The sequence below is a fragment of the Pseudooceanicola lipolyticus genome, from assembly GCF_002786325.1.
GTDB lineage: Bacteria > Pseudomonadota > Alphaproteobacteria > Rhodobacterales > Rhodobacteraceae > Pseudooceanicola_C > Pseudooceanicola_C lipolyticus.
The window spans coordinates 1-12,610 of sequence record NZ_PGTB01000007.1 but is presented as its reverse complement, the minus strand read 5'-3'; the positions used below and the strand labels follow the sequence as shown (position 1 = coordinate 12,610).

Genomic DNA, 12,610 nt, shown 5'->3' with positions numbered 1-12,610 from the left:
GGCCGGCTCCTCTTGACCTTCACCGCCTCTTGAAATAGGCCATGACACTGTTGATACGCGGGCGTTGTGTAGTGGTAAGACCTTAGCCTTCCAAGCTAATGACGCGGGTTCGATTCCCGCCGCCCGCTCCAATCCTTCGCCCTTCGGATCCTGCCCAAATCGCCGCACGCTGCACACCCCATTTGCGGTTGACCGCGGCGCCGCGCCCGGCCATGACACGGGGCCAGATACCGGCCGCGGCCGGCACCTGCGCAGCAAGAAGGACAGGCATGGCCCGCACCCGATCTGGCAGCACCCCGCCGCCTCCCGCGCCCGGCGCGGAAGAGGAGCGCGCCGCATCGCGCAATATTTCCGGGCTCGAGGCGCTGTGGCCCTTCCTGCGCCCCTATCGCCGCCTGCTGGCCGCCGCCTGCCTCGCCCTGATCTTTACCGCCGCGGTTTCGCTGATGCTGCCGCTGGCGGTGCGCCGGGTGGTGGACAATTTCCGCGGCCAGGACGGCCAGCTGCTCGATCAGTATTTCCTCGCCGCCCTCGGCATTGCCGGGCTGCTCGCCCTGGGCACCGGGCTGCGCTATGCGCTGGTGACCCGGCTGGGCGAACGGGTGGTCGCCGATATCCGCAGGGCGGTGTTTGACCGCGTCACTGGCATGAGCCCGGCGTTTTTCGAAACCATCATGACCGGCGAGGTGCTCAGCCGGATCACCACCGATACCACGCTGATCCAGTCGGTGCTGGGCTCGTCCGCCTCGATCGCGCTGCGCAACCTGCTGCTGTTCTGCGGCGGGCTGGTGCTGATGCTGGCCACCTCGGCCAAGCTGACCGGGCTGGTGCTGCTGCTGGTGCCGGCGGTGCTGGTGCCGATCCTGGTGCTGGGGCGGCGGCTGCGCCGGATCAGCCGCGAAAACCAGGACTGGATCGCCGCGTCCTCGGGCAATGCCTCGGAAACCCTGGGCGCGGTGCAGACGGTGCAGGCCTTCACCCATGAGGAGCACAGCCGCCGCCGCTTTGCCGAGATGACCGAAACCGCCTATGACGTATCGCTGCGGCGCATCCACACCCGGGCGCTGCTGACTGTGATCGTAATCTTCCTGGTGTTTTCCGGCGTGGTCGGGGTGCTGTGGATCGGCGCCCGCGACGTGCGCACCGGGTCGATGACCGAAGGCATGCTGGTGCAATTCGTGATCTATTCGGTGATCATGGCCGGCTCGGTGGCGGCGCTGTCCGAGATCTGGGGCGAATTGCAGCGCGCCGCCGGCGCCACCGAGCGGCTGGTCGAATTGCTGAACGCCACCGACAAGGTGCAGGATCCGGCGGCGCCGCAGGCGCTGGCGCAGCCGGTGCGCGGCGCGATCACCTTCGATGCGGTCAGTTTCACCTATCCGGCGCGGCCCGACTCCGCGGCGCTGGACAATGTCTCGCTGCGGATCGCGCCGGGCGAAACCGTCGCCTTTGTCGGCCCCTCGGGCGCCGGCAAGACCACCATCATCCAGCTGATCCAGCGCTTTTACGACCCCTCCAGCGGCACGGTGCTGCTGGACGGCGTGGCGCTGGACCAGCTGGCGCGGAGTGACTTCCGGCAATACCTGGCCATGGTGCCGCAGGACCCGGTGATCTTCGCCTCCAGCGCCCGCGACAATATCCGCTTTGGCCGCCCCGGCGCCAGCGACGCCGAGGTCGAGGCCGCCGCCCGGGCCGCCGCCGCGCATGACTTCATCAGCGCGCTGCCGCAGGGCTATGACAGCCCGCTGGGCGAACGCGGCGTGATGCTGTCGGGCGGGCAGAAACAGCGCATCGCCATCGCCCGTGCCATCCTGCGCGACGCGCCGGTGCTGCTGCTGGACGAGGCGACCAGCGCGCTGGATGCCGAAAGCGAACGGCTGGTGCAGCAGGCGGTCGACCGGCTGGCCCAGGGCCGCACCACCCTGATCGTCGCGCACCGGCTGGCGACGGTGAAAAAGGCCGACCGCATCGTGGTGATGGACCAGGGCCGCATCGTCGCCACCGGCAGCCATGACGACCTGGTCGCCGAGGGCGGGCTGTATGCCCGGCTGGCGCGGCTGCAATTCACCGACGGCATCGCGGCGGAATAGGCGCGCCGCGCCTCAGCGCACCACATGCACCGCGCATTGCGCGTGGCGCACCACATGGGTGGCGGTCGACCCCAGGATCACGTCCTGCATGCCCGGCCGGTGCGAATCGAGGATGATCAGGTCGCAGCCATGTTCCTCGGCCCAGTCGACGATGCTGCCGCCGGAATGCCCTTCGATCACCTCGGCGGTGCAATTGGGCAGCTCTGCCGCCATGGATTTCAGCTGCGACTCGACCGCCTGCCGCGCCGCGGCGGTGTAATCCGCCGGCATGTAGGAAATGGCATAGGCCGGGATATGCTCGATCACATGCATCAGCGTGATCCGCGCCTCGGGGGTTGCCAGCAGCCGCGCCAGCTTGATCGGCGCGGTGGTGTCGTGATCGGCCTCGAAGGCGATCGGCACCAGGATATTGTGATACATCTACGTCCTCCTTCCGGCGCGAAGCGGCTTAGCCGAAGCTTTTGGCCACCTCGTACATCACCGGCTCGAAACTGCGGCACAGGGTGTGGATCTTGCGGTTGCGCGCGCGCATCTCCTCGCTGCGCAACATCGCCTGGAAATCCTCGCGCCGCTGCCATTGCGAATAATTGGCGATCCGGGTCTGGGCATCGTTCACATGCAGCCCGGCGGCGATGAAGCCGGGCTGTTTCGAGATGAATTCGTCATAGGCCGATTCCAGCGCATCCAGCAGATCCTGGCAGGTGCCGGGGGTCATCTCGAAAGTGGTGATCACGGTCTGCAGCGCCGCGTCGTCCCTTATGGTCAGCATCGGCTCCTCCCTCTGCCGGTTGGTCCGGGCCGGCGACGATGTTGGCCATGCCCGAGCCTGATCCATGCTAGGCCCGCGGCGGGCGAAGTCAACGCAAGCCGGTGATAAGGCGGCCGGATTGCCACGCGCCGGGGCAAGAATCTTGGAACATTCCTGGCAATTTTCGTCGGGAAATTTCCCTCTCGGAAATGGCGGTGCTAGCGGTTCAGCGCCGCGCCGATCTCTTCGACCAGCGCCTGCAACTCGGCATGGGCGGGGCCTTTCGGCGCCTCCAGCGCCGCCTTGCCCTGGCCCAGCGTCTCGGCATAGACGATGCGGTTGGCCATCGCCGCCGCGGCGATATCGGCCTCCATCTCGGCTGCCTTGGCGGCCACGTCGGCGCCCAGCCGGGTGCCCTTGCGGGCGCGGGTCATCACCATCATCGAGGGCTTGCCCTCGCGCGCGGCCAGGTACAGCACCACCTCGACCGCCCACAGGTCCAAATGGCTGGTGGCCACCGGGATCAACACCAGGTCGGCGGCACGCAGCGCCGGGCGCAGATCGCTGTCTGCCTTGGGCGGCGTGTCGATAATGACGATGTCGTGGCGGTCGGCCAGCTTGCGGCATTCATAGGGCACGCCCCAGGCCGAGGCAGTGGAAAACTCCAGACCGGGATCGGCGCGCTCTTCGGCGCGGGTCATGAACCAGCGCCCGGCGCTGCCCTGCGGATCGGTGTCCATTAGCGCCACCGATTTCCCGGCCTGCGCGAAACCGACAGCCAGGTTGACCGCAAGCGTTGTCTTCCCGGCGCCGCCCTTTTGCTGCGCGATGGTGATGATCTGACCCAATCTGTCCCCCAGCACTGCTGCACTGCAACATAACAGCACTGTGACCCTGCAGAAAGTCCTAATCCCGCGGCGATTTGGTAACCAAGCCTTAACCACAGATCCGCAATCTGGGGCGCGGAGGATGTCGATGCGCCCTGCCCTTGCACTCTTGCTGATCTGCCTGTTTACGCCCCTGCCCGCCTTGGCCGGCGCTTGGCTCCGCGGCGAAGGCGAAAGCTTTCTCTCGCTCACCGGCAGCCTGCGTCAGGCCGGCTCGGCAGAGTATCTGGAAACCGATCTTTACGCCGAACACGGTCTCGGTCCGCGGCTGACCGCCGGGCTGGCCTATAACGATACCGGCGGCGATTCGGGCCATGCGCTGGCCTTCCTGCGCCTCCCGCTGGGGCGGCGTGACGGGCCAGCGCGGCTGAGCGTCGAACTGGGCCTCGGCGCGCATCACCGCCAGGGCCAGTGGCGCCCGATGCAGCGGCTGGCCCTGGCCTATGGCCGCGGCCTGACCTGGCCGGGCGGCACCAGCTGGCTGAACCTGGAAACCGCGCTGGAACGGCGCCGGGGGCTACCGGATCCGGAGTACAAGATTGACCTGACGCTGGGCCAGTCGGGCGGCGCCAGGCTGCGCCCGATGATCAAGCTGGGCAGCAGCCATACCCCCGGCCAGCGGCTCGGCTGGTCGGCTTCTGCCCACCTTCTCTTCGACGGGCCCGAGCAGGTGACCTGGACCGTCGGGCTCGAACGCAAGCGCGCCGGCAGACTGTCGACCGCGCTGATCCTGGGGCTGTGGCGGCGGTTCTAGCAGGGCGGCAGATGCGGCACAGGGTGATTGCGCGGGGATGACAGGGGGCACAGACCGGGCCGATGGTGCGCAGCGCCGCCCCAGGCGCCCCCTCACGCGTCCATCCGCACCACCAACGCCACCGCGCCGCTGACCGGCGTGCCCCAGACCAGATCGATGCGGTCGGCGCCCGGCCCCTGCTGGGTCAGGACATGCGGGGCGCCGAAATGACCCGCGCCGCTGCCGGTTTCCAGCGCGCCCAGCGCCACCACCGATTCCACCGCGCGGGTCTGCCCGCCGAAGGGCAGCGCGCCGTCCAGATCGGCGGTCCAGGTCTGCGCCGCCGTCGCTGCGCCAAGGCTCAGGCGCAGCGGGTTGGCAACCTGCACCGCCACCTGGTGAAAGGTATTGGCGGCAAAGGTCACGTCCTTGGCCTTGCCGTGATCCAGCGCGGCAAGACTGGCATCCACCCGCTCGACCCGGTCGATGCTGCTGCCGGTGCTGCGGAACTTGTTGCCGGTCACCGTCAGCCCGTTCAGGTAATGGCCGCTGCCAAAGGGCTTGACCACGAGATAGCTGAACAGGCTGCTGACATCGCCGCTGAGAAAGATGTTGTCGGTCAGGCTGAGCGCGCTGAAGGAAAAGCCGGTGGAAAAATCCGGCGTCGCGTCGCGTTCGTTGCACCATTCGACAAAACAGTTGTCGATGTAATTGCCCGCCACCGTCGACGAGGTGACATTATCGGCCAGGATCAGCCCGGCGCTGCGCACGCCGCCGGGCACCGAATCGCCCTGGAAGAAATGGTTGCCGGTGACGATGTTATTGGCCCCGCCCAGGATGGCGAAATGCAGGAACCGGGTGGCCCGGTTGTGCCGCAGCTTGACGTCATTGGCATTGGCGCTGATCGCGATCGACACCCGGTCTTCGACGTCCAGCGCATCCTCGTCCGACAGGAACTGGCACTCGTCCACCAGCAGCCCCTGGCAGCCCGACCCGATCGAGGTCAGCCCGCGATCCTTCGGCTTGGTGATCAGCGACTTGTGCAGCGCGAAGGCGACGCCGCTGGGCGCCATGCGGATGCCGCTGCACAGCCCGTTGCACTGCAGTTCGACCTCGTTCAGCTCGAACTTGCTGAGCTTGCTGAAGCCGGAAAAATCCAGCATGTATTTGAAATCCCGAAAGGTATAGGTCTGGGCGCCCGCGGCCCCGTACAGCGGCGCGCTCAGCGTCAGTTCCCCGGCCCCGATATTGCGCTCCTTGACATAGATCTCGCGGCCCACCCCGGTGCCCTCGACCAGCGCGCCAACCGGGATATTGGCGACATTCACCACATTGCTCAGCGTCTTGTCGTTGCCGGCGCTGTAGGTGGCCTGCGAGGTGACGGTCTCGGTGTCCCAGGAGGCGCCGCCGCTGGCGTTCAGCTGCCCGTTCCGGATCACCCGGCGGGTGGTATAGCTGGTCTTGTTGGGCACTGCCGCCGCCAGGTCGACCGGGCCGGTGAGCGTCACCTTGCGCCCGCCCAGGTCAAGCGAATCGTGATCGGCATTGTTCAGCAGCGCCTGGAACGCCTTTCTGAACGCCAGTTCCTCGCTGCCAAAGGCGGCGATATAGCTGGGCAGGTCACAATTGCGGGTCAGCAGCAGCATCTTGTCCTCGGGCATCATCACCGTGCCCTCGAACTCCACCGGCACGTCGAAGGTGACGCTGTCATCCAGGTAATAGCTGCCTGCCGGCACCAGTACCCGCCGCCCGGCCGCCGCCGTATTGGCGGCGGTAAAGGCGGCGGTATTGTCGAAAATCCCGTCGCCATAGGCGCCGTAATCGCGCACATCGACCAGGCTCAGCATGTCACGCAGGAAATACGAGGTGACATCCTCGATCACGATATCGTCGATCCGCACGATGCCGCCGCTCGGCCCGGTCAGGTCCAGCCCGAAATGCCCGTACAGCGCCGCGGCACCCCAGGGCATATCCACCCCGCCGCGCCTGCCGGCGCCGACAATCGCGCGGATCTCGACCACCTCGCCATAGGTGGTCAGCGTGGTCGCAGGCCCGGTTTCGGCCACCCCCTCCACATGCGCGCCACCGGCGCCGCCGGCCCAGGCGGCGATGCGCAGGCCCGGCAGGTTGCCACTGATCGCCTTCACCCGCACCCTGATCTGCAGATAGCAACCGGGCAGCAGCGGCGTTTCCCCCATATAGCGGATCTTCTGCACAGCGTCGGTTTTCTGCAGTTCCAGGCAGCCGGAAAAATCCTGGTCCGCCGGCACCAGCGCCACGTTCATGTCGCCGTCATAGGTGTCGGATCCCGGCGTGCCATTGCCGCTGGACCAGACGTCCAGCCCCGCCTCGAAGGCCGGCGGCATCAGCAGCACGCCATCGGTGATCGCCTTGTTCATCTCAAACCCTTTCCCGGATCGCCTGTGCAGGCCATCTCGCTAAGGCAAAAGGGTAAAGGTCGCCTCAGACCACCGTGACGGTCGGGCGGATCAGGCGCTGACCGCGGGCGGTTGCAACGGGGTCACGGCATTGATTTTCCAGCCGCTCTCGGTCTCGATCATCTGGTAGCCCAGGTAATGCACCCGGCCCTGCGCATCGGTCACCTGCACCGTCTGCCACAGCGCGCCGTCGATCTCGCGCAGCTCCAGGAACTGCACGTCCGACGGCCGCCAGACCATCGGATAACCGTTGCGCACCATGGCGCCGAAATTTTGCGGCGTGCGGAATATGCCGCGGATTGTCGGGCTGGCATAGCTGAAGGCGCGGTCGACATCATCGGCCTTGAACGCCTCCATCTGGGCGCCGATGGTCGCTTCGATCTCGGCATTCTGCGCCGCCACCGGCGCGGCCAGGCCCAGTATCAGCAGCCAGGCAATCAACAGGGTGCGCATGATCTCCTCCCGAATGTTTCGGGAAGAGATAGCGCCCGGCCGGATCGGATCAATCAATCGATCAGGGCAGGATCGAATCCACACCATTGCCGCGCGGCCGGTTAGAACCGCCCGCGCGTTCCCCCGTCATCCCCGCGCAAGTCGGAACCGGCCGGTGCGCGGCATGGGGAAAACCCCGTCCTAGCGCGAGAATTTCTTGTATTTCAACCGCTTGGGCTCCAGCGCGTCGGCGCCCAGGCGGCGTTTCTTGTCTTCCTCGTAATCGGCGAAATTGCCCTCGAACCATTCCACATGGGCCTCGCCCTCGAAGGCGAGGATATGGGTGCAGATGCGGTCGAGGAAAAAGCGGTCGTGGCTGATCACCACGGCGCAGCCGGCGAAATCGACCAGCGCGTCTTCCAGCGCGCGCAGGGTTTCGACGTCCAGGTCGTTGGTCGGTTCGTCCAACAGCAGCACGTTGCCGCCCGATTTCAGCAGCCGCGCCATATGCACCCGGTTGCGTTCACCGCCCGACAGCAGGCCGACCTTTTTCTGCTGGTCGCCGCCGCGGAAGTTGAAGGCCGAGCAATAGGCGCGCGAATTCATGCTGGCATCGCCCAGTTCGATCACCTCGGCGCCGCCGGTGATTGCCTCCCACACGGTATCACCGGCCTGCAGGTCGTCGCGCGACTGGTCGACATAGGCCAGATCCACGGTATCGCCCACCTCGATGCTGCCGGAATCCGGGCTTTCCTGCCCGGTCAGCATCTTGAACAGGGTCGATTTGCCGGCGCCGTTGGGGCCGATCACGCCGACGATGCCGCCCGGCGGCAGGGCAAAGGACAGGCCCTCGATCAGCAGCTTGTCGCCCATCGCCTTTTTCAGCCCGTCAACCTCGATCACCTTGCCGCCCAGCCGCTTGCCGCTGGGAATGACGATCTGGGCGCGGGTCAGCTTTTCGCGCTCGGACTGGCTGGCCAGCTCGTTATAGGCTTGGATCCGCGCCTTCGACTTGGCCTGCCGCGCCTTGGCGCCCTGGCGCATCCATTCCAGTTCGCGTTCCAGCGTCTTGGCGCGCGACTTGTCCTCGCGGGCCTCCTGCTCCAGCCGCTTGGCCTTCTGTTCCAGCCAGGCGGAATAATTGCCCTCGTAGGGGATGCCGCGGCCACGGTCGAGTTCCAGGATCCAGCCGGTGATGTCATCCAGGAAATAGCGGTCATGGGTGACGATCAGGATGGTGCCCTTGTACTCGATCAGGTGTTTCTGCAGCCAGGCGATGGTTTCGGCGTCCAGGTGGTTGGTCGGTTCGTCCAACAGCAGCATGTCGGGCGCTTCCAGAAGCAGCTTGCACAGCGCCACGCGGCGGCGTTCCCCGCCCGAGAGGGTCGCTACATCGGCGTCGTCCGGCGGGCAGCGCAGCGCCTCCATGGCGACGTCGATCTGGCTGTCCAGATCCCACAGGTTCTCGGAATCGATCTGATCCTGCAGCGCCGCCATCTCGTCGGCGGTCTCGTCGGAATAGTTCATCGCCAGCTCGTTGAAGCGGTCCAGCTTGGCCTTTTTCGCCGCCACGCCCAGCATCACGTTGTCACGTACCGACAGGCTTTCATCCAGCTGCGGCTCCTGCGGGAGATAGCCCACCTTGGCGCCCTCGGCCGACCACGCCTCGCCCGAGAAATCGGTGTCGATTCCGGCCATGATGCGCATCAGCGTGGACTTACCGGCGCCGTTGACGCCGACCACCCCGATCTTCACCCCCGGCAGGAAGTTCAGGTTGATGTTTTCAAAACATTTCTTGCCGCCCGGATAGGTCTTGGAGACCTCGTGCATGTGATAGACGTATTGATAGGCTGCCATGATCTTCCCCTTTGCCGGACCGCGATCCGGCCCTCATCTAGTCGAGGCAAGGGCAAACCGCAATCAGTCAGCCGGCGGTTTCACCGCTTCCAGCGGGCACGGGTGCTGTTGGGGATCGGCCACAGGGTTTTGCTGTTGTCGAAATGGTGGCAGCGGGCCCCTTCCGAGTTGCGGCCCTGGCGGTGATTGAGGCAGGTCGCCAGCGCGGCGATGATGTTCGGATCGGTCGTCACCGCCAGGTCGACCTCGTCGCCGGTCAGGTGCCGGCTCAGCGCCGACCAGTCCGCCTTGGCCTCCAGCAGCGCGATGAACCCGTCGCGGTCCTTCTCCTGCTTGCGCTCGTCCAGTTGCAGGCGCAGCGCCTCCTTCCGGGCCAGCCAGGCATTGTCCTTGCCGCGGCGCAGGTGGCTCTGCCAATTGGTATACAGCGCCAGCGCCTGCGCCCGCCGGCTGCGCTGGCCCGACAGGATGGCGATGGGGGCGGCGTAGAACCCGGAAACCTCGGTCAGGATGGCCAGGATCTTGCGGTCGATGCCGGTGGTCTTGCCGGTAATCGTGGCGCCCGGCTGCGGCGGCGCTGCGGACGGCGCGGTGGTTGGCGCAGTGGGTGCCGCCGCCGGGAATTTCTGCCGCGCCCGGCGCGCCACGATGCGGGCGATTTTCGGCGCCGCCACCTCGGGCGGTTCGCGCTTCTGCTGGCTGGCGGCAAACAAGCTGGCGAACAACCCGCGGACAAAGGTGTCGATCGCGTCCAGATCGGCGCCGTCGGGCGCCGCATCGCACAGTTCGGCGATCATCGCCGCGCAGGCAGCATCGCGGATTTCCAGGGCGCGGGGGTCGGGCGTTGGGTCCATGGCGGCGGTCCGGGACAGGGGCGCGACCTTGATACCGGCCAACGCGCGAGCCGTCAAAACCGCAGTTTTGCCAGCGCCGGCCCGGCACCTGCCAGGGGCGCGCGGGATTGACAATCGCGCGAGTCCCGGCAGAACACCAGAAACTGCCCTTGGGGAGACAGACTTGAACAACCGGCCATTTGCGCGGCCCGGCCAGGCCGTGGGCCTGCTGGGCGGGTCTTTCGACCCGGCCCATCCGGGCCATGCCCATATCACCCGAGAGGCGCTGAAACGGTTCGGGCTCGACCGGGTCTGGTGGCTGGTCTCGCCCGGCAACCCGCTGAAATCGCGCGGCCCGGCGCCGCTGGCCGACCGGATGGCGCGGGCGCGGGACATCATGCAGGATCCGCGCGTCACCATCACCGATATCGAGGCCGACCTGGGCACCCGCGCCACCGCCGATACCATCGCGGCGCTGCTGGCGCTGTATCCCGGCGTGCGCTTTGTCTGGCTGATGGGGGCCGACAACCTGGCCCAACTGCATCTCTGGCAGGATTGGCGCTTTATCATGGACAGCGTGCCAGTGGGCGTGCTGGCGCGGCCGGGCGACCGTATCTCGGCGCGGATGTCGCCGGCAGCGCGGATCTACCGGCGCTACCGGATCAGCGGCGCGGCCAGCCACCTGCTCGGCCATGCCACCGCGCCGGCCTGGTGTTTCGTCAATGTGCCGATGGTCGATCTCAGCTCGACCGCGATCCGCGCCCGCGGCGGCTGGTCAGCGCCGCACGAGCGCCGAGGCCAGCCCGGCGCCGATGATCACCAGCAGCCCCGCCCAGGTCAGCAGGTCGGGCAGATCGCCGAACACCGCCCAGCCCAGCGCGGTGGCCGATAGCAGCTGGAAATAGACGAAGGGCGCCAGCACCGTGGCCGCCGCCCTGGCATAGGCGATGAACAACAGCAGGTTGGCCGCCGCCGAAAAGGCGGCGCTTCCAAAGGTCAGCGCCGCGGTCGCCGGGGTGATCGGCGGCAGATGCGCCAGCCCCGGCAGCAGCAGGATCACCGCGCTGAGCGCCAGCTGGGTAAAGATCATCTGTCGGGGATGGCCCGCCCCGGACAGCCAGCGCGATGCGGTCAGGAAGGCGCCATAGAAACAGCCCGCGATCACCGCCCAGATCAACCCGCCCGACCCGCCGAAACCGGGCCGCACCACCAGCAGCACGCCGCAGAACCCGACCAGCATCAGCAACGCGCGCCGCGGCTGCACCGGCTCGTGCAGAAAGATCACCGCCAACACATAGCTGACGATCGGACCGATGAAGAAGGCGGCGAAGACATCGGCCAGCGGCTCGGTCCGCAGCGCGGTCTGGATCGACAAGACGCCGGCGGCGATCAGCCCCGCGCGCAGCCAGATGCGCCAGTCGCGCAGCAGCCGGGCGCTGCCGCGCAGGCCAAACGGCAGCGTCAGCACAGCCCCGATGGCAAAGCGCGACCAGGCCACGAAGACCGGGTCGGCCCCCTGCGCGCCGGTCAGCAGCTTGCCGCACAGATCGCCTGCCGGCACGCTCGACATGGCGATGAACATGATCAGGATCGCCTGCCACATGGCGCCAGGCACTAGCACGGCCACAGTTCGGCAAAAAGCCGCAAAGCGCCGCTTGTCCGACGTCACTTGCTGCGGTTAAGTGCGGCCATGCAGGTCAAGTTCACGCGCCGTTTCATCCTTGCCGGTCTCGGGGCCTGGGCCGCCGGGGCGGCGCATGCCGACCCGCTGGCCACCTCGCTGCGGCCGCGCCTGCGCCAGACCGGCGCTCGGCAGGTGTCGCAGCCCGAGTCGATGCTGTCCCAGGCCGGCACCAGCGGCGATGTCGCCTGGTCGGTGGCCGATGTCAAAACCGGCCTGCGGCTGGAGGCGGTGAATGGCGGCCTGGCCCTGCCCCCCGCCAGCGTCGCCAAGACGCTGACCGCGCTTTACGCGCTGGAAAGCCTGGGGTCCGAGCACCGGTTCAAAACCCGCGTCTATGCCGCCGGCGCGGTCCGCAACGGCATCCTCACCGGCGACCTGATCCTTGCCGGCGGCGGCGACCCGACGCTGGACACCGATGCGCTGGCCGCGCTGGCGGCCCAGCTGAAAGCCGCCGGGCTGCACGAGGTGCGCGGCGATTTCCTGGTCTATGACGGCGCCCTGCCCTTTGTGCGCAGCATCGATGCCGGCCAGCCCGACCATGTCGGCTACAGCCCGGCGGTCAGCGGCATCGCGCTGAATTACAACCGGGTCCATTTCGAATGGAAACGCGCCGCTTCGGGCTGGGCGATCAGCATGGATGCCCGCACCGAGCGTTACCGCCCCGAGGTGCAGATGGCGCGGATGCGCGTCGTCGACCGCAAGACGCCGGTCTATACCTATGCCAATAACGGCGCCGCCGACAGCTGGACGGTGGCGTCGCAGGCCCTGGGCAATGGTGGCGCGCGCTGGCTGCCGGTGCGGCGCCCGGCCGACTATGCCGGCGACGTGTTCCGCACCCTGGCCCGGTCGAACGGCATCGTGCTGAAACCGGCCAAGGTGACCGGCCGGCTGCCCGGCGGTGCGGTGGC

12 protein-coding genes and 1 tRNA gene are annotated in these 12,610 nt (G+C 67.3%); 5 read left to right on the top strand and 8 right to left on the bottom strand.

Annotated features, from left to right (window positions below; translation table 11 throughout):
* Positions 1–57 precede the first annotated feature (57 nt).
* Both CVM52_RS04440 and CVM52_RS04435 read left to right on the top strand, forming a co-directional pair.
* Positions 58–131 (top strand) — tRNA-Gly (locus tag CVM52_RS04440).
* Positions 132–269: 138 nt separating this feature from the next.
* Positions 270–2,090, top strand: coding sequence for an ABC transporter transmembrane domain-containing protein (locus CVM52_RS04435; protein WP_100161399.1), 1,821 nt, complete (start codon positions 270–272; stop codon positions 2,088–2,090).
* 12 nt (positions 2,091–2,102) lie between these two features.
* On the opposite strand, the gene CVM52_RS04430 is transcribed toward CVM52_RS04435, so the two are convergent.
* From CVM52_RS04430 to parA, 3 genes are all read right to left on the bottom strand, one after another.
* Positions 2,103–2,510: a universal stress protein gene (locus CVM52_RS04430; RefSeq protein ID WP_100161398.1), complete on the bottom strand. Its 408-nt coding sequence runs from the start codon at positions 2,508–2,510 to the stop codon at positions 2,103–2,105.
* Positions 2,511–2,538: 28 nt separating this feature from the next.
* Positions 2,539–2,859: an antibiotic biosynthesis monooxygenase family protein gene (locus tag CVM52_RS04425; RefSeq protein ID WP_100161397.1), complete on the bottom strand. Its 321-nt coding sequence runs from the start codon at positions 2,857–2,859 to the stop codon at positions 2,539–2,541.
* 197 nt (positions 2,860–3,056) lie between these two features.
* The gene (gene parA / locus CVM52_RS04420) at positions 3,057–3,701 is read right to left on the bottom strand and encodes a ParA family partition ATPase (RefSeq protein ID WP_276308629.1); all 645 of its coding nucleotides are present in this window, start codon (positions 3,699–3,701) and stop codon (positions 3,057–3,059) included.
* Between the two features lie 112 nt (positions 3,702–3,813).
* Here parA and CVM52_RS04415 point away from each other — a divergent pair, with 112 nt between their 5' ends.
* On the top strand, positions 3,814–4,479 hold the full coding sequence (locus tag CVM52_RS04415) for a hypothetical protein (protein ID WP_133119783.1): 666 nt from the start codon (positions 3,814–3,816) through the stop codon (positions 4,477–4,479).
* Positions 4,480–4,571: 92 nt separating this feature from the next.
* Here the strand turns inward: CVM52_RS04415 and CVM52_RS04410 are convergent, their stop codons facing one another.
* The 4 genes from CVM52_RS04410 to CVM52_RS04395 form a co-directional block, all read right to left on the bottom strand.
* Positions 4,572–6,857 (bottom strand): glycosyl hydrolase family 28-related protein, encoded by a 2,286-nt coding sequence (locus CVM52_RS04410; RefSeq protein ID WP_100161394.1) that lies wholly within the window; start codon positions 6,855–6,857, stop codon positions 4,572–4,574.
* A 90-nt stretch (positions 6,858–6,947) separates the two neighbouring features.
* A complete protein-coding gene (locus tag CVM52_RS04405) occupies positions 6,948–7,349 on the bottom strand; it encodes a DUF4864 domain-containing protein (RefSeq protein ID WP_100161393.1) in 402 nt (133 codons plus the stop codon).
* 180 nt (positions 7,350–7,529) lie between these two features.
* Complete coding sequence (ettA, locus tag CVM52_RS04400; RefSeq protein WP_100161392.1) at positions 7,530–9,185, bottom strand: energy-dependent translational throttle protein EttA; 1,656 nt, start codon at positions 9,183–9,185, stop codon at positions 7,530–7,532.
* An 80-nt stretch (positions 9,186–9,265) separates the two neighbouring features.
* The gene (locus CVM52_RS04395; RefSeq protein WP_133119782.1) at positions 9,266–10,039 is read right to left on the bottom strand and encodes a hypothetical protein; all 774 of its coding nucleotides are present in this window, start codon (positions 10,037–10,039) and stop codon (positions 9,266–9,268) included.
* A gap of 163 nt (positions 10,040–10,202) precedes the next feature.
* Between CVM52_RS04395 and CVM52_RS04390 the strand changes: the two genes are divergently transcribed.
* Positions 10,203–10,910, top strand: coding sequence for a nicotinate-nucleotide adenylyltransferase (locus CVM52_RS04390; protein ID WP_240620860.1), 708 nt, complete (start codon positions 10,203–10,205; stop codon positions 10,908–10,910).
* Here CVM52_RS04390 and CVM52_RS04385 read toward each other — a convergent pair.
* Positions 10,794–11,621 carry a DMT family transporter gene (locus CVM52_RS04385; RefSeq protein WP_100161389.1) on the bottom strand — a complete coding sequence of 276 codons (828 nt, stop codon included), beginning with the start codon at positions 11,619–11,621 and terminating at the stop codon, positions 10,794–10,796. The genes CVM52_RS04390 and CVM52_RS04385 overlap by 117 nt on opposite strands.
* Before the next feature lie 87 nt (positions 11,622–11,708).
* Here CVM52_RS04385 and CVM52_RS04380 point away from each other — a divergent pair.
* A partial coding sequence (locus tag CVM52_RS04380) for a D-alanyl-D-alanine carboxypeptidase (RefSeq protein WP_205964879.1) occupies positions 11,709–12,610 on the top strand: 902 nt, incomplete at its 3' end.